Source organism: Bradyrhizobium sp. Mp27, from assembly GCF_029953005.1.
GTDB classification, from domain to species: domain Bacteria; phylum Pseudomonadota; class Alphaproteobacteria; order Rhizobiales; family Xanthobacteraceae; genus Bradyrhizobium; species Bradyrhizobium barranii.
In genome coordinates, this window is record NZ_JASAUS010000087.1 from 1 (window position 1) to 23,450 (window position 23,450).

15 protein-coding genes and 5 pseudogenes are annotated in these 23,450 nt (G+C 62.5%); 16 read left to right on the forward strand and 4 right to left on the reverse strand.

Features of this window, described 5'->3' with window-relative positions; all coding sequences use genetic code 11:
* Positions 1-287: pseudogene (locus tag QJT78_RS32490) on the reverse strand (ATP-dependent RecD-like DNA helicase); the annotation flags it as partial.
* Positions 288-690: 403 nt separating this feature from the next.
* Between QJT78_RS32490 and QJT78_RS32495 the strand changes: the two are divergent.
* From QJT78_RS32495 to QJT78_RS32505, 3 genes and pseudogenes are all read left to right on the forward strand, one after another.
* Positions 691-1,625 (forward strand): annotated as a pseudogene (locus QJT78_RS32495) (DnaB-like helicase C-terminal domain-containing protein); the annotation flags it as partial.
* 481 nt (positions 1,626-2,106) lie between these two features.
* Positions 2,107-2,277 carry a hypothetical protein gene (locus tag QJT78_RS32500; protein WP_281460411.1) on the forward strand — a complete coding sequence of 57 codons (171 nt, stop codon included), beginning with the start codon at positions 2,107-2,109 and terminating at the stop codon, positions 2,275-2,277.
* A gap of 90 nt (positions 2,278-2,367) precedes the next feature.
* On the forward strand, positions 2,368-2,526 hold the full coding sequence (locus QJT78_RS32505) for a hypothetical protein (protein WP_281460412.1): 159 nt from the start codon (positions 2,368-2,370) through the stop codon (positions 2,524-2,526).
* Positions 2,527-3,066: 540 nt separating this feature from the next.
* Here the strand turns inward: QJT78_RS32505 and QJT78_RS32510 are convergent.
* From QJT78_RS32510 to QJT78_RS32520, 3 genes are read right to left on the reverse strand one after another with little or no spacing between them, the layout of a single operon-like run.
* Positions 3,067-4,167, reverse strand: a complete 1,101-nt coding sequence (locus QJT78_RS32510; RefSeq protein ID WP_038380981.1) for a hypothetical protein — start codon at positions 4,165-4,167, stop codon at positions 3,067-3,069.
* 44 nt (positions 4,168-4,211) lie between these two features.
* A complete protein-coding gene (locus QJT78_RS32515; protein WP_281460413.1) occupies positions 4,212-5,255 on the reverse strand; it encodes a nucleotidyl transferase AbiEii/AbiGii toxin family protein in 1,044 nt (347 codons plus the stop codon).
* Positions 5,252-5,917, reverse strand: coding sequence for a DUF6088 family protein (locus QJT78_RS32520; protein ID WP_028152384.1), 666 nt, complete (start codon positions 5,915-5,917; stop codon positions 5,252-5,254). The genes QJT78_RS32515 and QJT78_RS32520 overlap by 4 nt, the downstream gene beginning before the upstream one ends.
* 467 nt (positions 5,918-6,384) lie before the next feature.
* Between QJT78_RS32520 and QJT78_RS32525 the strand changes: the two genes are divergently transcribed.
* From QJT78_RS32525 to QJT78_RS32585, 13 genes and pseudogenes are all read left to right on the forward strand, one after another.
* The gene (locus QJT78_RS32525; protein ID WP_038944348.1) at positions 6,385-7,092 is read left to right on the forward strand and encodes a hypothetical protein; all 708 of its coding nucleotides are present in this window, start codon (positions 6,385-6,387) and stop codon (positions 7,090-7,092) included.
* A 999-nt stretch (positions 7,093-8,091) separates the two neighbouring features.
* The gene (locus QJT78_RS32530; RefSeq protein WP_028152386.1) at positions 8,092-8,277 is read left to right on the forward strand and encodes a hypothetical protein; all 186 of its coding nucleotides are present in this window, start codon (positions 8,092-8,094) and stop codon (positions 8,275-8,277) included.
* Positions 8,278-8,505: 228 nt separating this feature from the next.
* A complete protein-coding gene (locus QJT78_RS32535; protein ID WP_038944349.1) occupies positions 8,506-9,372 on the forward strand; it encodes a DUF3991 and TOPRIM domain-containing protein in 867 nt (288 codons plus the stop codon).
* Positions 9,373-9,607: 235 nt separating this feature from the next.
* Positions 9,608-10,210: a DUF1419 domain-containing protein gene (locus QJT78_RS32540; RefSeq protein WP_028152387.1), complete on the forward strand. Its 603-nt coding sequence runs from the start codon at positions 9,608-9,610 to the stop codon at positions 10,208-10,210.
* 11 nt (positions 10,211-10,221) lie between these two features.
* Entirely contained in the window at positions 10,222-10,620 is a 399-nt protein-coding gene (locus tag QJT78_RS32545) for a DUF3085 domain-containing protein (protein WP_028152388.1), read from the forward strand.
* 90 nt (positions 10,621-10,710) lie between these two features.
* A pseudogene (locus tag QJT78_RS32550) lies at positions 10,711-15,811 on the forward strand (helicase-related protein).
* 307 nt (positions 15,812-16,118) lie between these two features.
* A complete protein-coding gene (locus QJT78_RS32555; protein WP_028152389.1) occupies positions 16,119-17,798 on the forward strand; it encodes a ParB N-terminal domain-containing protein in 1,680 nt (559 codons plus the stop codon).
* A 127-nt stretch (positions 17,799-17,925) separates the two neighbouring features.
* Positions 17,926-18,396: pseudogene (locus tag QJT78_RS32560) on the forward strand (hypothetical protein); the annotation flags it as partial.
* A gap of 78 nt (positions 18,397-18,474) precedes the next feature.
* Positions 18,475-19,626 (forward strand): IS110 family transposase, encoded by a 1,152-nt coding sequence (locus QJT78_RS32565; protein ID WP_193375972.1) that lies wholly within the window; start codon positions 18,475-18,477, stop codon positions 19,624-19,626.
* Positions 19,627-19,912: 286 nt separating this feature from the next.
* A pseudogene (locus QJT78_RS32570) lies at positions 19,913-20,335 on the forward strand (hypothetical protein); the annotation flags it as partial.
* Positions 20,332-20,730, forward strand: a complete 399-nt coding sequence (locus QJT78_RS32575; RefSeq protein WP_225006075.1) for a hypothetical protein — start codon at positions 20,332-20,334, stop codon at positions 20,728-20,730. The pseudogene QJT78_RS32570 and the gene QJT78_RS32575, both read left to right, overlap by 4 nt.
* Before the next feature lie 511 nt (positions 20,731-21,241).
* Positions 21,242-21,829, forward strand: a complete 588-nt coding sequence (locus QJT78_RS32580; RefSeq protein ID WP_028152392.1) for a hypothetical protein — start codon at positions 21,242-21,244, stop codon at positions 21,827-21,829.
* A 355-nt stretch (positions 21,830-22,184) separates the two neighbouring features.
* Complete coding sequence (locus tag QJT78_RS32585) at positions 22,185-23,105, forward strand: zincin-like metallopeptidase domain-containing protein (RefSeq protein WP_028152394.1); 921 nt, start codon at positions 22,185-22,187, stop codon at positions 23,103-23,105.
* The last annotated feature ends 345 nt before the right edge of the window (positions 23,106-23,450 follow it).

Sequence of the window (23,450 nt, forward strand, 5' to 3'; positions counted from 1 at the left end):
CTCTTATGGATAGTTGCTGCGTAAGCCGGCACCAGCGTGTCGAGCTCGCCAAACTCATAAATGACCGAGCGGCCGTCGAAGCTTGCGGTGAGTTCGCTGTCTTCGGAACTGTCGATATAACCGATGTCACCGTTATAGACCTCCTTGTCGTAATCGTTTTCGATCTGCATCACTTTGTCGCCGGGCGCGAACGTCCAACCAAAGCGCTTGACCTTGCGCTCGCCGGCGGGGTTCAGAGCCGTCTGCAGTTCGATGTTTAGCGAGCGCGCGCCGACGCCGCCGAGCAATCGCTGCCCCAATGCCGCGCGAGCCGCCGGTCACCAAAACGCCTTTGTCATTCAGTCTTCCCATTACGTCAAAGCCCACTCCTGTCGTAAGCCATCGTACGATCTGCCGACTGAGATGCCCGGAGACGAGGCGGCACGTCAACATGTGTTCGCCTGAGTGTTCACGATGGCTTGATAGCGGGAAGGCCTGCAACCTCGCGATATGCTGAGAATCGGCACGAATGAAGCAGGGCGTCACCTCCGGGCACGACGCCACCGGGCGATTCGGGGCGTTGTGCAATACCCGTTTTCGGTTGATCTTGTAAAGACGAAGGTGGCGATCCCGCGCGCGGCGACAGTAAACTCTCCAGCACAAACTTGATTCTTGTTGATGCAAAACGTTGGCGACGACAAGGCGGCGCTCGCCTACCAGCGCAATGCAAAACTCTCAGGCCTTCCTACCGGCCTTAAAGATCTCGACGCCAAGATGGGAGGCCTTCAGCCCTCCGATCTCATCATCATTGCCGGGCGGCCTGGCATGGGCAAGACGTCGCTCGCTACGAATATCGCGTTCAGCGTGGCGCGAGCCTACCAAGCACCGCGGGAAGGCAGTAGTTCTACGCCGGAGATGTCGGGCGGCATTGTCGCCTTCTTCTCGCTTGAGATGTCCACCGAGCAACTCGCGACGCGTGTCATAGCCGAGCAGTCGGAGATCTCGTCTTCGAACATCAGGCGCGGGGATATCTCCGAGAATGATTTCGACGCGCTCCTCGTGCAACGCCGGCAAGAGATTCGCCTTATTCCGCTGTACATAGATTCGACCGGTGCCGTGACCGTCGGCCAGTTGGCGGCGCGCGCCCGTCGCTTGAAGCGACAGCGTGGCCTCCACTTAATCGTCGTCGACTATTTTCAACTCATGCAGGCACAATCCATCGTGCCGCGCCGAACCGCGTGCGCGAGGTGACCGAGATTACGACCGGCCTGAAGGCCCTCGCCAAGGAGCTCAACGTGCCGATCATTGCCTTGTCGCAATTGTCGCGCCAGGTCGAGAACCGGGAAGAGAAGCGTCCGCAACTGTCGGACCTGCAGGAGTCCGGTTCGATCGAACAGGATGCTGACGTCGTGCTTTTTGTCTTCCGCGAGGAGTATTACCTGAAAGGTCAGGAACCGGCGGCCGGGACCGATGCGCACATCAAATGGGCGGCAGAGCTCGAGGCATCCCGCGGGAAGGCCGAAATCATCATTGGGAAGCAGCGCCACGGGCCGACTGGCACTGTCAATCTGTCATTCCAGGGTGAATTCACGCGATTTTCCGATCTCGCCGCTACGCATCCGGTTCCTTATCGTCCGTCGCCGTGAAGTCCGCACTCATCGGCTGAATGCGTCGCATTGGCTACCGGAGTACCGGGCGGCGAGCTCGCTCAACGAACTCAACAAAGGCGTCGAGATCGATGGGCAGGCTTTCTTTCCACTCTCTCGTCTCCCGTACTGAACCCCTGCACCAGTCGGGACGATGGGATTCATCCGGAGCGGGATGCGTCTGCCGAGTATTGCGCGTTCGATCTGGACGGCAATATCGGTTGATTCACTCAGGCGGCCAAAGTCGTTGTCGATTGTTGGCAGGCGAGGAGATGGACAGAGGTTGGCCGATACGATCGGGGTGGCGCGTCAGAATAGTTTAACTGCCAGGGCGAAGAATGAGAGAGCGAACTGCTATTTCGAGGGGCGCCGACAGCAGCCGCTACAGTTTGCATTTTTCGCATGATCCAGTGTCCGGCGCAGGCCCTGATACTGCCATGTACTGATGCAACTGGTGCTTGAGCCCCCTGGAGAGATTATTATGGCAAAGCCCCCTCGAATCGTCCTCACGCCGTTCTTCCGCCCTCGCGATGAAGGCGCTGAGGAGCAAGAGATGTACGTGGCGGGATTCGTCGATGAAGAGGACGAGGCGTGGGGGACGCTGATCCCACTGGAGGCGAAGGTGGTCGAGCAAGCCGTTTTGGGGCATTAGACATTCGGGGTTTGGTGCAACTCCGACGGACGCATCCAATCGGAGCCAAGTAGCTACGGGCTATTCGAATACCTTCTCGAGAAAGGTCAGTTGAAGGAAACGCCTCTCGACGAACTGGTTGTCGAGGCCATCGAAGAGGGCAGGAATGAACCAAATGATGACATCATTGACATGTTCGAGACCCTGCATGAACGGCTTTTGCGCGCCGCGAGCGCGGTCGCTGATGAGATTGCGCGGCGCAGGCGATGAAATCCCGGCGCGCGAGCGCTGAGTGAAAGAGGATCTTGGGTACCTTTGCTACCTGGCCGAGCGAAGGAGACCAGACCGCGCCACCCGCGGGCACGGCATTTTGGGAGGGCTTCCGCCAGATGGAAGCCTGTACTTGTGAAGAAGTAGGGGCGGAATCCTACGCGAAGGAATCGGCCATCAATACTCGCCCGTGAAGTTTATTTACTCCCAGCCGAGTGGTGAGACGTGGGCATCGGGCCGTATGGTGTTTGGCATCGTCGCCACCCTGGCCGAGTTCGAACGGGATTACCGCCAGTGGCATATCCGGAGATCACAATTCAGAATTGTCTCGCGCCCGCGTGCGCGATTTTGACCATCGATCCTTCCATCATTCGCCATCGATCCGGCCGCGATCATTACGGGCCATGTGAGCTTGACCAAGAAACGCGGTCTCCAGGCGCGCTGCGGGCGGCGATCTTGATGCCAGAGATGATGCGAAAAGGCTTGGAGCGCGACAACGAGACCAACCTCTACCAGGTTCTTGGCGTCACCGATGTCCTATCAGAATCCGTAAGATCGTTCAGCCCAGCGCAGCAGCACGCGCGCATCCCGATCGGGTAAGACCACGCGCTGGTCACGCAGGCCCTTGGCGATCGCTTGACCAACCTCTGGCTCAACCCGATTACCATGGGTCATCAAGAAGAACCAACCAAATGGGACGCCGACCTTACGGTCGATGGCTTCAACGCGATCCATCAGGATATGAACCGAGGCGTCGCCAGCGATGAGCCTCTCTTTCGGCAGATGCAGCGGGCGCGGCACGAATCCGATCTCGCGTGTGCCTTTATCGTCGTAGTCGTAAATGTCGAGCGCCCAATGCGCGTAGACCCGCTCGGCCGAAGCACTTGATTCTTCCCAATCCTGGAAGAAGCGATTCTCTCGTGGCACGAACTCGAACCAGTCCGGCACCAATTCAAGAAACGGCGTCTCGGTCGTTCCCTGGCGTGTCACTTCACGCACCACACGGCGTTCCATCTCTGGCCGCTGCGCCTCGCGTTTCTCGCGCTCGAGGCGGGCGCGCCGTGTCAGAAAACTGCGGACGTGTGTCACATTGCTGCCTGAACGCCCGAGCATCCGATAGAGCGGCCCAGCGAGTATCTTGTCGTCTGAGATATCTTCGTGCGTGATCCATGACGGATCGAGCAATTCGTCCTTGCCCCAAGGGTGGTATGTCGGATTGACGATCGGTCCCGCACGCCATTCGACTTCCCGGCCGAGACGGATTTGCACATAGTCCGCCGCGCCCGGTCCAGTTGGCGCGAAGGCGTACACGCTATTGCCATGCCATTCCGAGATATGAAGGTCGCTCCCACGCAATCGCGTCCAAACGGCGCCAATATCGCCGTTGTCCTTGGCAAGCTCGGCTTCCATCCATGGCCGGTATTCTGCGATCCGTGTCCCGTCGGCGGCGATCACCGAGCGCGTGTCGCGCCAATACTGGTCGTCAGTGTCCGCCGTCGAAAACGGAAATCCCGGAAACGCCTCTGTGAGCGCGGCCGCCAGCGCCGCTTCATCAGCTCCGGCCGGAAGACGTGCGAGAACCGCCTCGATCGAGGCGGGATCGGGCAGTCGCACCGGGATGTTCTCCGAAGCCTTATCCATGATTTGATCCTATCATCGGAGGTTGTCGAAATTCTGCTCGTTTGCTAGCGCGCCCTATTCACCGCGCGTTCAATCTCGTCCATCGACGCGAGGATCTGCTCGAACTGAGGAGCCTCGCCGAAGATCATTGGTGTCATGTTCGCATAGTCACGCGCAAGCGCATCGATCATTGCGGCGGTCGGCACGAGCGCGAACGATCCGGTCACGGCCGAGACGAGATCGTAATCAGGCCGGTTGAAGAACATGAGAGCATGACGGACGCAGTCGGGCCCCAATTCGGCATCTTTGACCGCCGACCGGCCGACGTCGGAGGCGAAAAGGCAATACAGGTCGTAGAAGTGCCGCGAAATGCGCTGGCCTTCCTGGCGCAGGTCACCGCGGCGCTCGAACCAGCGGCGCAGCCCGTGAGCGATCACGATTTTGTCCCAGAACGTGCGCTCGGCGTCGATCGTCGTGACGTTCGGCACCGTCAATTCGAGGCCTGCCACGTCGTCGGCAATGTAATGATGGATATTCGCGGGGTGGTTAGGGTCAAGCGCCGACTTCGCTCCGGACTCGATTCGCACTGCCGGCCGCACATAGGCCTCGTCACGCGGCTCGACCTCGGGATACCAGACGAGAAGCGTCTGCCCGTCGGCATCCGACTCGTCGATCTCGACACGTCCGCGTCCACTTGTCGCTTCGGCGAGATGTTCGGTCAGGAAAGCGTATAGCGGACCGCTAATGTAGCTACGGCAAGCGTCCCTGATCGCATCCAGCCGAGTGCGGCGTTTCTTGTTCGACAGGATCTCGAGTTCTTCGACGGAAGCAGACTCGTTGAGATCGTTGCGAAACACCGTTACATCGATGTCTTCGGAAAATCTTTCGATCAGCCCGTAGGCCTTCGATAGCGACGTCCCGCCCTTGAAGAGAAGGCGCGGACCTCCTGCGGGCCGTTCGTGATAGAGTGCATTGAGGGTCCAGCAGACCCAAAAATCCTTCTCGACGTTTCCGATCGGCGCACCGAGCCGGTTCGCCGTCGTCAGGAAAAGATCGAGCTTCTCGCCGGGTGCGGCGGAGATGACCTCCTTGTAGGCTGCACCACTCACGAGTGATCCTCCGCAGCGTCGTCAGATTCGAGCAAGGGCCTGAGAAAGTCCTGCATCCAGATCGGCATAGCTGAAAGACCTGCACGGAGATCGTCGCGAATCTCCTTTCCATGCTGCGGGTTTGCGAACAGCTTGCTGAGAACGTTCTCTACTGCCTGTCGATCCTCCTTCCCCGTCATCATATCCTGCATCCAATAGAGCGCCTGAACGACGCGCATGCCCGGACGTCCGGCCCAATAGAGACGGCTAGGTGCCGCTGACTTGAAATGGATGACCTGCTTTCCAAGCGTGATCGGCTTCAGGCGAGCGTCGACCAGGACCTCGATGCGCGCCGGCACGGCCGTGGTGAGGCCGAGATCATTCGCGGCAGTCATCCCGTCGACCACGACGCGGGCCTGGTCGCGGCGCGCCACAGCCCTGATGACCGCGCGATAGTCGGGGACCATCGGCTTGCCTGTGAGGTTGCTCTTTCGCGGCCGGTCGTAGAGCCCGCGGTCGATGCGGCGCAACTCGCCAGCCGCAACGAGACGTTGCAACGTCTTGTCGACGGCCGCGCGACTACCGAGATCAGCGAAATCACCGGGTGTCCATACCTCTGTCGGCGTTGCGTCGATGCGGGCAATGAGCCGCGGCCGGAGGTCTGTGGTTGGTTGATCAAGCATGTCCGAAATATGATGCAAATTTCGGTCGACGGCAAGATCGTCCGTCCGAACTATGCGACATTTTTCGGACATTCCTTTCCTGAAAAAAGCTCCTTCAAGGCGATGAGGATCAGCAAGCACATCTATAAGTAATTGATATAAAATGCTAATTTCTGGCTTTCTGGCTTTCTGGCTTAATCTCAACCGGTGCCGGGTGGCTGCCTGCGGCCCGGCAGGGCAGGTAGCCACCAGAGCGAGTACGGACGCGGAAGGCTCGCAGGGGGATATTTCAGACATACTGCTGCGACCGGCGGATGCCGGTGGCAAGTCTTGTTAAATTCAGCTCGCCGAATCAGGCTATCCCGCTGCTCGGGACGTTGCCGACGCAAATTTCGATGCCATCGTTAGTCGGCTGCGAATACTGAAAATCATTGCATGTGCAAACGCCCGCCGCGCCAAAGCAGATGCTCCATTTGAGCTCATAGTTGATGCCGAGCACATTGAAAAAACTGCGGCCGTTGGCGGATCAGTTCGACCTTGGGGACCAATACCTCTCGGCCCCCGGTGGTGAGCCGCTCAAATCGGCGATCATTTCGGCCCACGACAAGCGCGACGACCAGCCAGTCGTGCTCAAATACTGGCAAAAGACCGGCTCAGCGGTCGACGATGATCTTCGTGAAATTTGGCAGCATGAAATGCGCCAGGCACAGCGTGTGCTCGCCTATCCAGGCGCCGACAAGGTCATCGTCGAACTGCTGCGGTACGGCGACGGTTGGACTGCCATCCGCGATCTGGCGTCTGAGTTTGCCGCCGTAAGAGACGATGCCAAGGAAGGCCGAGTCGATTTCGAGGCCATTCATCTGCAGTTTCTGGCAGCTCTGCCGAGTGCCCTGGCGGAGGCGGTTCATGCCCTCTTTGCATCCAGCTTCGAAGGGTTGAGCGAGGACGCGCTGCTGTTCATTGAACGCTTGGACACACAGGGAAACGTCGAACTCAAATCTGTTCAGGCGGAAGCCCTCAGCAGAGCCGGTTGCGACGTAAGCAAGCTGCTGGAAGAGATCCTCGGCACACCCGATCATGACAAGGAGACCATTAGGATTGGCTCGGGCGATCATAGAACTCTTGCCGGCTACGACGGCGTCCGCGCTCACCAACACGCTAAGCGGAACCGGCAAGCTTTCCCCAGAAGATCTTGATGAACTGGGCGACGTCCGAACGCTCCAAGCAGTGAAGCCTTGGCTGTCGTCCTTCATGAAAGGAGCCGAAGGTAGCTGATCTGGTTCGAACGCTCTTTTCGGGATCGAAATTAATGCTGTCGCCGGCCGAGATAATCTACTGGCTCAGAGCTGAGCGCCGAAATAGCGCAGTCTCTCTGGATACTGAATTAGTTATTTCTGGAACCCATTTCCGCTCGAGCGACACGAAAGCCAGCCTGCCTTGCGACGAAGTAGACAAACGAAACCGAAGCAGAATGACAATGACTTGGCGAAGATCCGACGTTACGAGCTGCGGCAGCTGCTCCGGCTCTATTGTTAGTGGATCACTATCGCCCGAGAGAGTCGAGCGTCGGCACTTAGGTCCGTCGCCACTGTCGAGCCCGCCGATGTCACCTATTCGGACATAAGCGTAAGAAGTGCTAGGCGGCCCCTCCCTGCCGGTCGGTCACGCTCTAGCCGCAAGCGCGCGCTCGCGGCCGGAGCCGCGAAGCGTCTCCGCCCTTCGGGTGACGATCGTTGCCGCTTACTGCTTCTGCCTGCTCCGCGCTTCTGTCCGAAAGTCGGACCGAAGCGCGCGGCACGATGAGTGATCCAGGCGATAGTCGACAGCGAGACTCGGCAACGAACGGATGCCTGCGGCGATGACCGATTGGACCACCGCGCCAATATCCTCGCCGCTAACGCATTTTTCGCTTTGACCTAATTCGCGACGCGAGACTAGCAGCCGAGGGCGACGCCTGAATCTGCTGCCGGGAAAAGAGCGCGCCCCTGGGCGCTGACCACTCGGAGCAAGCCTCGATCCCGCTCTCCATGGATGGCTTTCCTGGTCCTCCGCCCGGCCTTCCACGATCAACCCCCAAGGGGTCGGCTATGCAGGGCATGCCGCCGCTGCGCCTACGGCTCCGCGGTGATCGCGGCCGGTTGAGGACACTGACGCCATCGAGCGGGGATCGGCCTCGCTCAAGATGGAGCCCTCAAATGTCACACGATCTTTCGCTGGCCCAGTCCAGCGCTTTCGAGCTCGCCCGCACCCTGATGGTCCCGGTCACTCTCTTCAAGGTCGACGGAGGTACCTACGGCGTGCTGCCGAGCGACGAACTCGACGATGCCGATGTCGTGGTCGTGCACGAATACGATCCGCACGACTTCGGCCCGGCTCAATGAGCCGGGTTTTCTCTTTGGGTGCCGCTTGCGAGCGGGCGGCGGCAAGGGAGGCTGCCGCCGCGGCTGGCCGACGCACCGACGCTGGGTGCCCCGCATAATTCATCAATTGCCAGCCGCGCCCTTGCCCCCTTCGCTCTTCGCGGCGGGGACTAGCGGGTCCCGCAAGGTGCGGGACAAGGAAATTCAAACGGGAAAGGTCGGCGCGCGGCAGTACGCCGGGAAGCGGAGATGGAAAAGAGGGATATCGAAGAGCTGAAAAATCGCGTGGCCTGCGCCGCTGTGCTTGAGAAGGCCGGATTTGCGATCGATCTGAAGGAGAGCACACGCAAGGCCGTCAAATATCGCCGCGGCGGCGACATCATCATCGTGATCCATCAGGGGAGGGGCTGGTTCGACGCGCTGTCGGACGCCAGAGGCGACGTCTTCTCGCTGGTAGAACATCTCGACGGCATCGACTTTCCCGAGGGGCTGCGGCGAGTGTCCGATCTGGTTGGCTTTGTGCCGACGGAGCCCATCTGGTCCCGAGAATCCCGCACGCATGACTCTGATCTTGGTGCTGCAGATCGCTGGCGGGCCCGGCGCTCGCCTTGGCCAGGTTCTCTCACCTGGCGCTATCTGCGCGAGGAGCGTGGCATTCCGGAAGCCGTCATCCGTGCTGCGCTTCGGCACGACCGGTTGCGCGAAGGCCCTTACGGCAGCATGTGGGCGGCCCATCTCGACAATGACGGCGTGGTCACGGGCTGGGAGGAGCGCGGTCCAGAGTGGCGCGGCTTCGCCACCGGCGGCGATAAGGTGCTGTTCCGATTCGGACCGGCGAATGCGACCCGGCTTTGCATCACCGAGGCCGCGATCGACGCCATGAGCCTGGCTGCGATCGAAGACCAGCGGCCGGATACTCTTTATCTAAGCACCGGCGGCGGCTGGGCGCCGGCCACGGTCGCCGCCATTTGCGCGCTGAGCGCGCGGCCGGGCGCGCGGCTCGTCGCGGCGACCGACAACAATCGGCAGGGAGAGGTCTATGCCGATCGCCTCGCGGCCATCGCGCAGGAGGTGGGCTGCGACTATGAGCGGCTGCGGCCCGCGCCGGAGGATTGAATGAACAGCTGCATCCGAGCAGCAAGAGGAAGAAGGAGGGGGACGAGAAAAAAACCCGGCTGCCGCATGCCCGCCGACCGCGTCAAGGGTGAAGCTTCGCCCGCGTGCCGCGGCCCTTGACCCGGCCGATCGGAGAGGCGGCTGCGGAGGAGGGGTCAGGAAGGGCTGAAGACGATGGCGAAATCGGAAGGATGAGCCGCGCTTCCGGCCCGACGAGGCTGAAAGGAGCCCGCTCATGACCCTCTCTCCGATCCGCAAGGTCTATCAGGGCATCGCCGACCGCCGGCAGATGTTCCGCATGTTCGATCGCCACGCGCAGCGGCCGAACCGCTCCGAGAACGACGACAGCGCTCTTTATCGCGGCGAATGGTTCGAGATCGGCCTGGCCGACCACGACTATATGTTTGAGATCCTGCCGCCGCTCTGGATGAAGGCGGAGATGTTCGCGTTGCGCGAATTCCTCACCGGCAGCATCACCGGCGTTTTCTACGCGCTGAGGATCGACGGCCGACCGCGCTACTTCCACGGCTATTGCGATCTTCGCGGCAGGAACTCGCCGGATCGGATGCGCGCCGCAATCATCGAACGCGAATCGCGGCCCGTGAAGGCGATGACGCGCGAAGAGCGGCTCGAGCACATCTGGTCGAGCGTGCATGACGATTATCGCGGCTACGCTGGAGACCGCTGGGCCGAGCATCTGCGTGGCGAGCGCACGGTGCTGGTCTATGGCGGCCAGCGCGGCACGGTGCTGAAGCTGCTCGACCAGCTGACCGACGCGGAGATCGCGGCGAAGCTGCCGGTGCATCTGCGCTATCTGCCTGACGCGATCGCGGCGTGAGGGAGGTGGTGATGTTCACATTCCCCATCCCCGCCGTCCGCACGGTGATCGAACGCGGAAAATCCGACGCCGCCGCCAATGGCGGGTTCCGCAATCCCTATTACGGCCTCAAGCCTGGTGAGGGCGAGAAGCCTAGCCTCTGGCTTGTCGGTGACAACGGCGTCTACATCATGTCGAACGGCAAGCTCAGCGACGGCGGTCGCCCGCTTGTGGTCTATTCCGAGGAATGCCATCCGGTCGGCAATCCGGACTGGTTCGACTACAAGCGCCGCCATTTTGGCGGCGATGACGGCATCGAGTTCATCGAGGCTGAGCGGATCATCCCTCTCATCAATCGTGATTTTCGATACACGCATCTGCGCCTGCAGCTAAGCGAGGCAGACATCTCGCTGTCGCTCATCGTGCGCTAGCGCCTCCCATCCCCCAATCCACCGTGACCATCCGCACCCGCCGAGGCAGCTCGGCGGGACGGCGGCACGCGCCCTCAAGGAGAAATTCTCATGGCGCAAGACGATCCCTTCACCCTCGACCTCTTCGGCAATACAGCACTGTCGTCCGGCCTTGACCTCGGGGTCACCGCTTTCGCCGGCGGCCTCACCGCCCGGCCGGACCATGACGATGATCCCGATCCATCGACGCCGCCGCCCACGACGCCAGTCGCGGCGGCCGCGGTTTCATCCGCTCGCCGTGCGCGCGGCGCGAACTTCCATCTCGCCGGCGACCGCACCCTGGCGAAGGGCTGGAAGGATCGCGCGCGCGACAATATCGCCGCGATCGGGCTTGCCGCCGCCATCGAGGCCGATGAGCGGCCGGCGACCCTCACGGAGCAGGAGCAGCTCATCCGCTTCACCGGATTCGGTGCGTCCGAGCTCGCCAACTACGTATTCCGTCGCCCGGGCGAGGCCGAGTTTCGCAAGGGATGGGAGGCGATCGGATCAGATCTTGAGGATGCGGTCGGCGATCTCGACCATGCCTCGCTCGCGCGCTGCACCCAGTACGCGCATTTCACGCCCGAGTTCATCGTCCGAGCCATTTGGACAGGCCTGCAGCGTCTGGGCTGGCGCGGCGGCCGCGTGCTCGAGCCCGGCATCGGCACGGGGCTGTTTCCTGCGCTGATGCCGGAAGGGTTTTGTGACCTCTCTTATGTCACCGGGATCGAGCTCGATCCTGTCACGGCGCGCATCGTGCGTCTGTTGCAGCCGAGGGCCCGGATCATCGCCGGCGATTTCGCGTGCACGGCGCTGCCCGCAAACTTCGATCTCGCCATCGGCAATCCGCCCTTTTCCGATCGCACCGTGCGCTCGGATCGCGCCTACCGCTCGCTCGGCCTGCGCCTGCATGATTATTTCATCGCGCGGGCGATCGACTTGCTGAAGCCGGGCGCGCTGGCGGCCTTCGTGACCAGTTCGGGCACGATGGACAAGGCGGACGGCTCGGCGCGCGGGCATATCGCCAAGACCGCTGACCTCGTCGCCGCCATCCGGCTGCCCGAGGGCAGTTTCCGCGCCAGCGCCGGCACCGATGTCGTCGTCGACATCCTGTTTTTCCGGAAGCGCAAGATCGGAGATCCCGAAGGCGATCGGTCCTGGCTCGACGTCAAAGAAGTCCGGCGTGCGACGGAGGATGAAGGCGCCATCCGCGTGAACCGCTGGTTCGCGGACCATCCGCAGTCAGTGCTCGGCACGCACGACCTCGTCTCCGGTCCCTTCGGCGAAACCTACACATGCCGTCCCCGCGATGGCGAGGACCTCGAGGTCGCGCTCTCAGCCGTCATCGCTCTCCTTCCGGAAGCGATCTACGACGGCGAACCCGACATGATCGATCCCGATCTGGAGGACGCAGCTGCTCCGGCTCCCGTCGACCTGCCATCCGATCGGCATGTGCGTGAGGGCAGCTTCTTCTTCGACAAGGCCCACGGCCTGATGCAGGTTCTCGACGGCCAGTCCGTCGCGGTAAAGGCCCGCAAGGGCCGTAGTGCCGACGGCATCCCGGAGAAGCATGTCCGGATTATCAGGAAGCTGATCCCGATCCGCGATGCGGTACGCGAAGTGCTGAACATGCAGGAGCTCGACCGGCCCTGGAAGGAGGCCCAGGTCAGGCTGCGCATCGCTTGGGGCGCCTTCGTCCGCGACTTCGGTCCGATCAACTTCACCACGGTCTCGCTGTCGGAGGACGAGGAAACCAGCGAAGTCCGCGAGACGCACCGCCGCCCCAACATCCAGCCGTTCCTCGACGATCCCGATTGCTGGCTGGTTGCCTCGATCGAGGACTATGACCTCGAGACCAATACCGCAAAGCCCGGCCCAATCTTCACCGAGCGCGTGATCTCGCCGCCTTCGCCGCCGGTGATCACCAGCGCAGCCGACGCGCTGGCCGTTGTGCTCAATGAGTGCGGGCGTGTCGATATCGACCACATCGCGGAGCTCCTGCATCGCGACGCCCAGGACGTCGTCGCCGAACTCGGCAGCGCCATCTTTCGCGATCCGGCCGACGGATCGTGGCAGACCGCCGATGCCTATCTGTCGGGCCATGTCCGCGACAAGCTGAAGGCGGCTGAGGCGGTGGCCGCACTCGATCCGTCCTATGAGCGCAACGTGACGGCGCTGCAGGGTGTGCAGCCTGCCGATTTGCGCCCCTCCGATATCACCGCACGGCTCGGCGCACCCTGGATTCCGGCGGCTGATATCGTCGCCTTTGTCAAGGAGACGATGGACGCCGAGATCAAGATCCGCCACATGCCGGAACTGGCCTCCTGGACCGTGGAGGCGCGTCAGCTCGGATGGCTGGCCGCCGGTACGTCGGAATGGGGGACGGATCGCCGGCATGCTGGCGAGCTTCTTTCGGATGCTCTGAACAGCCGCGTTCCGCAGATTTTCGACACCATCAAGGAGGAGATGAGCGAGCGGCGCGTGCTCAACGTCGTGGACACCGAAGCAGCGAAGACGAAGCTGCAAAAGATCAAGGACGCCTTCCAACGCTGGATCTGGTCCGATCCCGATCGCACCGACCGGCTGGCACGGGTCTATAACGACCGTTTCAACAACATCGCGCCACGAGCCGTCGACGGTTCCCATCTGAAGCTCCCGGGCGCCTCTGGCGCCTTTGTTCTTTATGGACATCAGAAGCGTGGCATCTGGCGGATCGTCTCGGCGGGCTCGACTTATCTCGCGCACGCGGTCGGGGCCGGCAAGACCATGACCATGGCGGCCGCGATCATGGAGCAGCGGCGGCTCGGCCTGATTGCCAAGGCCATGCTGGTCGTGCCCGGCCATTGCCTGGCGCAGGCGGCGCGCGAGTTCCTCGCGCTGTATCCGGCGGCGCGCATTCTCGTCGCCGATGAGACTAATTTTACCAAGGACAAGCGGCAGCGTTTCCTGTCACGTGCGGCGACGGCGACATGGGACGCGATCATCATCACGCATTCGGCGTTCCGCTTCATCGCCGTACCCTCGGCGTTTGAGCAGCAGATGATCCAGGACGAGCTGGAGCTTTACGAAACCTTGCTGACCAAGGTCGAAAGCGACGACCGTGTCTCGCGCAAGCGGCTCGAACGGTTGAAGGAGGGCCTGAAGGAGCGGCTGGAATCGCTGTCGACCCGCAAGGACGATCTTCTGACGATCTCCGAGATCGGCGTCGACCAGATCATCGTCGACGAGGCGCAGGAGTTTCGCAAGCTCAATTTCGCGACCAATATGAGCACCTTGAAGGGTGTCGATCCGAACGGCTCGCAGCGCGCCTGGGACCTCTATGTGAAGTCGCGCTTCATCGAAACCAAGAACCCCGGCCGGGCACTCGTGCTCGCCTCCGGCACGCCGATCACCAACACGCTCGGCGAGATGTTCTCTGTGCAACGCTATCTCGGTCACGAGGCGCTCGCGCAACGCGGCCTGCACGAGTTCGATGCCTGGGCGTCAACCTTCGGCGACGTCTCGACCGAGCTCGAGCTCCAGCCCTCCGGGCAAATACAAGCCGGTCACGCGCTTCGCCACCTTCGTCAATGTGCCGGAGCTGATCGCCATGTTCCGCTCCTTCGCCGACGTGGTGATGCCGGAGGATCTGCGTCAACATGTGAAGGTGCCGGTGATTTCGACCGGCAGGCGCCAGGTTCTGACTTCCAAGCCGACCGCGGCCTTCAAGCGCTACCAGGTGCTGCTCGGCGAGCGCATCAAGGCGATCGAGATGCGCGATCGCCCGCCCGAACCCGGCGACGACATCCTGCTCTCGGTCATCACTGACGGTCGTCACGCGGCGATCGACCTACGTCTCGTCGATGCCGACAATGACAACGAGCAGGACAACAAGCTCAACGATCTCATCGCCAACGCCTACCGCATCTGGAAGGAGACCGCGGAAAACACCTATGTGCGGGCGGACGGCAAGCCGTTCGAGCTTGCCGGCGCCGCGCAGATGATCTTTTCCGATCTCGGCACGATCAGCGTGGAGAAAACCAGAGGCTTCTCGGCCTATCGCTGGATTCGGGACGAGTTCATCCGCATGGGCGTGCCCGCATCGGAAATCGCCTTCATGCAGGACTACAAGAAGTCCGAGGCCAAGCAGCGCCTGTTCAGCGACGTGCGCGCCGGCAAGGTGCGGTTCCTGATCGGTTCCTCCGACACGATGGGCACCGGGGTCAATGCCCAGTTGCGCCTCAAGGCGCTGCATCATCTCGACGTGCCCTGGTTGCCGTCTCAGATCGAGCAGCGCGAGGGCCGCATCGTGCGCCAGGGCAACCAGCACGACGAAGTCGATATCTTCGCCTATGCGACCGAAGGCTCGCTCGATGCCACGATGTGGCAGAACAACGAGCGCAAGGCCCGCTTCATCGCGGCCGCGCTCTCGGGCGACACCTCGATCCGGCGGCTCGAGGACCTGGGCGAGGGGCAGGCCAACCAGTTCGGCATGGCCAAGGCGATCGCATCGGGTGATCCGCGCCTGATGCAGAAGGCGGGCTTAGAGGCCGATATCGCACGGCTGGAGCGCTCGCGCGCCGCCCATGTCGATGATCAGCATGCCGTGCGCCGCCAAATCCGCGACGCCGAGCGCGAGATTGAGTTCTCGACCCGGCGCATCGCAGAGATCGGACAGGACATCGAGCGGCTTGTGCCGACGACGGGCGAGGCCTTTGCGATGAGCGTGAATGGCAGGGCCTATACGGAACGCAAGGAGGCCGGCCGCGCGCTGATGAAGGAAATTCTGACTCTCGTGCAGATTCAGCAGGAAGGCGAGACCGTCATCGCCTCGATCGGCGGCTTCGACCTCGAATATGCGGGCGAGCGTTTCGGACGCGAGAGCTATCGCTACGCCACCATGCTGGTGCGCAGCGCCGGTGAATATGAGATCGAACTGCCGGTCACGGTGACGCCGCTTGGCGCAGTCTCGCGCCTCGAGCACGCGCTTGATGATTTCGAGGGGGAGCGGGAGCGCTTTCGTCAGCGTCTCGCCGACGCACGTCGGCGCGTTGCTGCCTATCAGTCGCGCGAGGGCGGCGACTTCGCCTTCGCCGGCGAGCTCGCCGAGAAGCGCCGGCAACTCGTCGAGGTCGAGAAGGCGCTCGCCTCCGACATCGAAGGGACGGGCGTGGCGAGGGCGATCGCCGCTTAGACGTCCTCGGCACGCCTCTATCGGCTTGCGCTCGCTGCAGAGGCGGCCAGGGTAATGAGAAGAGGAAAAGAGCAAAAACCCGCTCGCAGATCGGGCGGGCCGCCGGCGCTGACGCTCAACCGCCGCCTGCGCGATCCCGGCCCGTCGTCCTGCGCAGGGCTTTGGCCCCGCTGGTCCTGCCGGGCAGGGATGCTCGGCCGCAGTTGCACCGGCCCGTCCGCTCCGCGGGCCGGGGGGATGTCTTCGGAAAGAAGACGATGAAGGGCAGCCGAAGCGGCGCGCCCAATTCCAAAACGGAGCATCTACAATGGAACTGCAATTCGTCGATCCGCGTGCGCTGAAAGAGAATCCCGACAAGGCGCGGCGCTCCAGGTCCAATCCCCAATCCGATGCGCTCCTGCTCGCGACAATCAAGGCAGTTGGCATCGTCCAGCCGCCCGTGGTTTCACTAGAGACTAACGGCGGCAACGGCTATGTCATCGATGCCGGTCATCGGCGCGTCAAACAGGCCATTGCCGCCGGCCTCGAAGAGATCGCCGTTCTTGTTGTCGAGCGCGCCGAGGATGGCGGCGCGATGCGCTCCCTCGTCGAAACGCTGGCGCATGAATCGCTCAACCCGGTCGACCAGTGGCGTGCGATCGAGCGTCTGGTCGCGCTCGGCTGGACCGAGGAGGCCATCGGGGTGGCGCTTGCGCTTCCCGTGCGCCAGATCAGGAAGCTGCGCCTGCTCGCCAATGTGCTGCCCGCCATGCTTGACCACATGGTCAAGGGCGACATGCCGAACGAGCAGCAGCTACGCACCATCGCCGCCGCCTCGCTCGACGACCAGAAGGAGGTCTGGAAGAAGCACAAGCCGTCGAAGGCAGACCCGCAGGTAGCCTGGTGGAGTGTCGCCCAGGGCCTCCAGAAGACGCGCATGTACGCCCGTCACGCCAGCTTCGGCGACGATCTCGCGCAGGCTTACGGAATCCAGTGGGTGGAGGACCTGTTCGCTCCGGCCGACGAAGACAGCCGCTACACCACGAATGTCGAGGCGTTTCTTGGCGCGCAGCATGAGTGGATGGCGAACAACCTGCCGAAGAAGGGCGTCATCGCTGAGACTACGAACTGGGGAGAGGTGAAGCTGCCGCCGAAGGCCGAACGGGTCCACGGCAAGCCGACGAAGTCCGATTGCAGCGCCATGTACCTCGACCGCGAGGGCCGCGTGCAGACGGTGCATTACCGCTTGCCTGCGGCGAAAAAGCCGAAAGGCGAAGCTGTCTCGGGTTCGGACAGCGGTCCGGACGACACCGGCGTAGTCTCGAAGCCCCGTCCCGATGTGACGCGCAAGGGCGTCGAGATGATCGGCGACTACCGGACGGACGCGCTGCGCGAAGCGCTCGACCGCGCACCGATCGAGGACGACACGCTGATGGCGCTGCTGATCCTCGCCTTCGCCGGCCAGAACGTCTCCGTCACGACGGGAGGCGGCGGTTTCCACAACGGCCATAGCCCCCTGGCGAGGCACACGGCGGTGCTGTTCGACGGCGACGGCAAGCTTGCCTTCGACAGGGACGCGCTGCGCGTTGCAACTCGCGCCATGCTGATCGACGTGTTCTCGTGCCGCGAGAATGCAACCAACAGCGGCATTGTCGCGCGTATTGCCGGCGAGATGATAGGCGCGGACGAGTTCCTGCCTAACATGGGTACTGAGGACTTTCTCTCCTGCCTGTCGCGCCCCGCGCTCGAGGCGTCGTGCAAGGACACGCCGGTCCTTCCGCGCCAGCGCGCTAAGGACACCCGCGCCGCGCTTGTCGAGCACTTCAAGGAGGGACGCCTTGTCCACCCGGCCGCGCTCTTCGCACCTGATACGGCGAAGCTTTCCGCATGGCTATCGTCCAGCACGACCGTCTCGGACGATGCCGACGAGGGCGACGAGGAAACCGCTGATATCGCCGATGACCCGGCCGAGGATGATACCGAGGCGTTCAGGGAGGCGGCTGAATAATAGCCCGCCGCCTTCTTGCTCCGAACGATCTGCCGCCGCCGGCCAGGCCGGCGGCGGTACTGTTTCCACACCCGCAAACGCGGAGGACACGATGTCCGCGCATGTCACCGAGGGACTGGACGGCAGGCTGAATGCGTCATCTCCCGCCCGCCAGCACCAAACCGTGCCTGAATTTCCCACAGTCGCTTTCGGCCGCGGCGCTGACGGCCTTCTCGTCGCACTTGTCGGCGAGACGGCGTTCGCGATGGCGCCCGGCCGCGACGGCCGGCATTATCTCGTCACAGCCTGGCGCATTCCTCGACCAATGGACGAATGGAAGCGCAACGATTTCTACGGCCATTCCGGCGAGCTCGCCGACGAGGCGGCATTCCGCGCCGCCGTATTCGAAAACGCCGAGCATCAACGCGAGCGCAAAATGCTCGGCCGGGTCGAGGTGGATTCGCGTGCCCATACGCCCTGGGGCGCCTCGCAGGGCGCGACCCTCTATGCGGAAGGCATCGAGCGGCACTCGACCGCTGGACATGGCGGCTTCAAGCTCTCGGCCGAGCGAAACCGCAAGGTCCATCCCACACTGCGATCGAAGGGCGGCTGGTACGAGTCCCATGATTGACGTCGGCGCCGGCCGGCGAAAGGCTGGGCAAGTCGTAATCATGGGGAGCGAGTACAGATGAAAGTGATGTCTCAGCAAGCAGCGGAAACCCGGATGGATGTAGCCAAGGCAATTTACGTCTCGGTGGAGTTGAGCCAGTCAACTTGGCTGGTGACTTCATTCGTGCCGGCCATCGATACCAAGATGGCGCGGAAGGGTCTCCCAGCCGGCCAGATCGGACGGCTGCTCAGCTTGCTCAACGAGCTCCGCGCCAGGGCGCACCGTAAGACCGATTCTTGGCTCCCCGTGATCGTTATCCAGGAGGCAGGCCTTGATGGGTTCTGGGTCCATCGCGTCTTGGCCGACGAAGGTGTTGAGAGCCATGTGGTGGATGCGACATCGATAGCGGTGCCCAGAAAAGCACGCCGAGCTAAAACCGATCCTATCGACGGAGAAACACTCGTCCGCGCACTTATGTCGTTCAAACGGGGTGAGCCACGAACATGTGCGATGGTTCGGATTCCATCCCATGACGAGGAAGACCGGCGTCGGCTCGTCCGGGAAAGGAAAGCCCTGGTTGTCGAGCGACTGACGCACGTCAACCGGATTGAGGGACTTCTGTTCGCACAAGGTATTTCGGGCTACCGACCACTGAATCGCGATCGACGATCTCGCCTCGAAGAGCTTCGCACTGGCGATGGTCGGCCGCTCGCACCTTTCTTGAAAGCCCAGATATCGCGAGAACTTGACCGTCTTGAATTGGTGATCGAGCAGATCAAAGTGATCGAGGCGGAGCGCGATAAGCTTCTGGCGTCCGAACGGAAAGAGGCAAATAGCGCCATTTCCATGCTCGAGAACGTGCGTTGTATCGGACCTGAGTTCGCATCTCTGCTCTGGACGGAAGGCGTTTACAGGCACTTTGACAATCGCCGACAAATCGCGGCTTACGCGGGATTAGCACCAACACCGTGGCAGAGCGGATCCGTTGATCGTGATCAAGGAGTGTCGAAAGCTGGCAACCCGCGGTTACGCACCACGATGATACAGCTGGCCTGGCTCTGGCTGCGCCATCAGCCTGATTCTGCGCTAACCCGCTGGTTCCGGCAGCGAGCAGCATCGAGTGGTTCTGCCCAGCGCAAGAAAATCGTTGTCGCACTCGCCCGCAAACTACTCGTTGCTTCGTGGAAATATGTGACGGTTGGCGTCGTGATTGACGGGGCGAAGCTGAAGAATGCGTAGAAACTGCTCCACATCGTCATCTACTGAAGCCTGATCAGCTTCAGCAGATCCAGGCGGGCGAACCGGAAGTCTTCTTTGGCTTAAACAGCCGAGTATGAGGATGGTAGCGCCTTCCTGAGCCCAGCCCATCGAATGCGGGAATGTGGTGCCGCTGCTTGGCGCAGCGACCGGATATAAGGTTGTCCCGGCTGTTTACCGGTCGAGGAAAGACCTGGGTTCACCTGGATACTGGAGGCCAAACTAATGGAGCAAAACAATGGAGAGCCGATGGCTTGACCAATCATCATATAAGGAAGATGCGGAATGGGCGATCGTCGCGATCACCTTTCCGCATCTCTTCACCGCGTTCGAGCGCCGCTGCGCCGAACGCACGATCAAGAATTCATGGCCGGACGCCTGGGAGACGATCTTCGGCACTGTGCTCGCACTGGGCGAGTCCCACGAGAAGGATCGTCGCAGTTTCGCGCTGACACATGCCAATGATTGGATCGTCATCTCGGCGATCACCTCAAGTCGGTGCGAAGGCTTCGTGGAGTGCGTTGCAACGCCAGGCGGCAGGCGCGGAGCTGGAACGGAGGAGCGGCGCTTCCTCGTTCCATCCTCCGAATATGAGGTTGGACGCTTTGGCTTCGTGATCGACCCGGACCGGCACCAGGTCTATGGCGGGCCATCGGACTTCGTCGGCTGGCAGACCGGGAGGGTCACATGAGCGCATCCCAGGATTGTCTGGCGCGCCTTCGCCGCATGCAGGAGGCTCGGCGGCAGATTCAGCGCCAGCTCGACTTGATCGACCGCCAGATCACGCGGCGGATGACGGCGCTGATCCCGCAATTAAAGCCGAAACGCGCCGGTTATCGGCGGGGCAGGGCGCCGGACCCGAGTGCCTTCCTCGAGCGGTATCGCTCGCTTCTCGCTGCAATCACGGCGGAACGCCAGTCGGAGATCGACGCACTGGCCCGCAAGCTCGCGCGGCAGGATGCGGCTATCGCGGCGTACTGTGTTCGCAACGGACTTGCCTTCGATTGGCCTGACGCGCGCGGCCCGTGCAATCGGGCCGGCCTTGCTGTGCGATCGCGCAGCCATGGGGATCGGCACCATGGATGACAACGCGCGCGGCATTCGAGCGGCTTCGCATTGCCATGATCGATGCCGGCCAATGGTGCGGCGTCGCGAACTTCATCTTAACTTGGCGGAACGCCGACAGCCTCGGTGGATTCGACTTGTCCGATATCTATCGCTGCCGATCGCGATATCTGGAGCGACGCGTGGGTTCGTGACAGGTCATGGCGATCCTTGCCGCGCGGTTTTCTCGTTCATCGTTCCGGTCCACCGGATCTCCCCTCGGGTTTGTCGCGCTCGTAAACCGGCGGCCGGGCGCTTCAAGGCCGCTGTCGCGCCGCGTTGCGGCCGGGTCCGCCGATCTCGGCAAAGCGGGTCCGCGTCCCGCGCGAGGGCTGAAAGCCCTGCTTGTCCGCAAACCCGCTCCGCTCGATCCGGCAGCCCCGGACCCTGAAGCGCCCGTCTTTCCGCCGGTTTTTTTCGATCGCACCCGAAGGGAGGACCGGCAGGAGCCGGCCCAAGCCTTCAGGGAGAAACCGAAGGAAAGGATGTTTTCATGACCAAGACCGCTCGCGCTCCCCGCCAGTCCGCCAAGGTCGTCCAGCTCCGCAAGGGCACCACCCTCGAAATGGTCCGCCTCGCCTGCCCCGACGCTACCCAGGCCACCCGCATCTCCGAAAGCTTCGGCCTTCCCGTCCTCGATAGTGACGGCATCCGCGATCTCCATGAGCGCCTGATCGTCGAGACGGCCACGAGCCTCAGCGAAGGCCTCGGCGAGCGCGCGATGCAGATCCATCTGCAGCGGATCGTCGGCGCCTATGTCGGCTCCGCCCACGGCGCGGGCCAGTTCTACAGCCGCGCGGTGACGGAAGCCCGCGACGCTACGGCGAAGGCCGCCAACGACGCTCGCGACGAGGACCTCGATGGTCCGGTCGGCTTCGACGGCGCCGCGCAGCGCAAGCGCGAATTCGCCGCCGACATGGCGCTTCAGTCACACGCACTGCGCATGGCTGCCGAAGGCGCGATCGCAGCCTACGAGCAGGTCGTCGGCGAGCACTGGAAGCCTTTCGAGCGTCCGATCGAGAATCCCGGCAACGCCGTCGATCGCAAGGCGGCCGCGCTCCAGATGGAAGCTCTCGGCTGAGCCGCACCGGGCGAGGCTTCGGCCTCGCCCTCTTTCCATCGCTGCATCTCCGGGCCGGACCCGCATGGGTCCGGCCTTTTGTCATGTCGCGGCCGTCGCCATGCAGCGCGCGCGTTCGCCGAACGTCCAGATCGCGATGCTCGAAAAGAGCAAGGGGAAGGGCGGGCGAAGGGGAGCAGGCCGCGCCCCCGCGGCCGTCCCGGCTGTCGGTCCTGCCAGGGCCGGAGGCCGGCGCAGCGGCTTCGCCGCCCTCCACTTCGTTGCGGCCAGGGTGCGCCGTCCTCCTGAATTCCCCGGCAACGGACCGCCGTGACGGGCCGCGATGGGCGCGGCTCCAAGACGGAGGTTCAAGAAAATGAATAGGAAGAACGAAGGCGGACGCGCCGACATCTATGCGCGGATCACAGAACGCATCGTCGCCGATCTGGAGAAGGGTGTGCGCCCTTGGGTGCAGCCCTGGAACGCCGGCAACGCCACCGGCCGGATCACCCGGCCGCTGCGCCACAATGGCGAACCGTACACTGGCATGAATGTGCTGCTGTTGTGGTCGGAAGGGTTGGCCCGCGGCTTTACCTCGCCGATCTGGATGACGTTCAGGCAGTCGATCGAGCTCGGAGCCCATGTCCGCAAGGGCGAGACGGGATCAACCGTCATCTATGCCAGCCGGTTTACCAAGACCGAGACGGATGAACACGGCGGCGAGGTCGAGCGGGACATCCCGTTTCTCAAGACGTACAGCGTGTTCAACGTCGAGCAGATCACAGGTTTGCCCGAACACTTTCATCACCGACCGACGCCGATCCTCGATCCCGTCGCGCGGATCGAGCACGCCGATCGTTTCTTCGCCAACACCGGCTCCGTAATCCGGCATGGCGGTTCGCGGGCATTCTATTCACCATCGAGCGATAGCATCCAAATGCCCATCTTCGAAAGTTTCCGTGATGCCGCGTCATATGTGGCGGTGAGCGCCCATGAACATATTCATTGGACGGCGAGCCGTGTTGGCCGCGATCTCAGCCGCTACGCGAAGGATCGTAGTGAGCGAGCCCGCGAAGAACTTTTAGCAGAAATAGGATCCGCCCTGGTCTGCGCAGATCTCGGCATCGTCCCTGAGCTCGAGCCGAGGCCCGACCACGCGGCGTATGTGGCGAGCTGGATCAAAGTGCTTTCCAATGACCGGCGCGCAATCTTCTCGGCTGCGGCCCATGCGCAGCGCGCGGTTGCGTATCTGCACAGCCTTCAGCCGAAGGCCGAGAACGAGCAGGAGGCCGCCTGATGTTTCATGCTCCGTGCATCCGAGGGGGGAGCGTTGTGCCCTTCCCAATCGCGGTGCGCACGATTTTCCTTCGCGCCATCGTGCATTCCACCTCGCTAGTAGCGCTTGTTGCGCTTGCGTCTTGTAGGTGGCACGCCACGTTCGAACAGAAAAGCGGCGCCGCCTCGCGGCGGAGCCCTCTTGCGGATGCCGCTCGTGATTGCGTTATGGCAGATCGCTGGCGATGGTGCCTTCCGAAGTTGATCGGCGGCATGGATCTTGTGCGGCGAGGTTGCATCCGCACGACAAGCACGTCGGCAGTTCGTTGGCGATCTTGCGTCAGCGACTCGACGGATACGCCGAGAT

What these genes read in the sequence shown, in the direction of transcription:
- QJT78_RS32530 (WP_028152386.1), top strand. Translation starts at nt 8,092, where the DNA reads ATGTCACACGATCTTTCGCTGGCCCAGTCCAGCGCTTTCGAGCTCGCC.
- QJT78_RS32565 (WP_193375972.1), top strand. Translation starts at nt 18,475, where the DNA reads ATGTCTCAGCAAGCAGCGGAAACCCGGATGGATGTAGCCAAGGCAATT.
- QJT78_RS32510 (WP_038380981.1), bottom strand. Translation starts at nt 4,167, where the DNA reads ATGGATAAGGCTTCGGAGAACATCCCGGTGCGACTGCCCGATCCCGCC.
- QJT78_RS32520 (WP_028152384.1), bottom strand. Translation starts at nt 5,917, where the DNA reads ATGCTTGATCAACCAACCACAGACCTCCGGCCGCGGCTCATTGCCCGC.
- QJT78_RS32555 (WP_028152389.1), top strand. Translation starts at nt 16,119, where the DNA reads ATGGAACTGCAATTCGTCGATCCGCGTGCGCTGAAAGAGAATCCCGAC.
- QJT78_RS32540 (WP_028152387.1), top strand. Translation starts at nt 9,608, where the DNA reads ATGACCCTCTCTCCGATCCGCAAGGTCTATCAGGGCATCGCCGACCGC.
- QJT78_RS32545 (WP_028152388.1), top strand. Translation starts at nt 10,222, where the DNA reads ATGTTCACATTCCCCATCCCCGCCGTCCGCACGGTGATCGAACGCGGA.
- QJT78_RS32580 (WP_028152392.1), top strand. Translation starts at nt 21,242, where the DNA reads ATGACCAAGACCGCTCGCGCTCCCCGCCAGTCCGCCAAGGTCGTCCAG.
- QJT78_RS32585 (WP_028152394.1), top strand. Translation starts at nt 22,185, where the DNA reads ATGAATAGGAAGAACGAAGGCGGACGCGCCGACATCTATGCGCGGATC.
- QJT78_RS32500 (WP_281460411.1), top strand. Translation starts at nt 2,107, where the DNA reads ATGGCAAAGCCCCCTCGAATCGTCCTCACGCCGTTCTTCCGCCCTCGC.
- QJT78_RS32525 (WP_038944348.1), top strand. Translation starts at nt 6,385, where the DNA reads ATGCCGAGCACATTGAAAAAACTGCGGCCGTTGGCGGATCAGTTCGAC.
- QJT78_RS32575 (WP_225006075.1), top strand. Translation starts at nt 20,332, where the DNA reads ATGAGCGCATCCCAGGATTGTCTGGCGCGCCTTCGCCGCATGCAGGAG.
- QJT78_RS32535 (WP_038944349.1), top strand. Translation starts at nt 8,506, where the DNA reads ATGGAAAAGAGGGATATCGAAGAGCTGAAAAATCGCGTGGCCTGCGCC.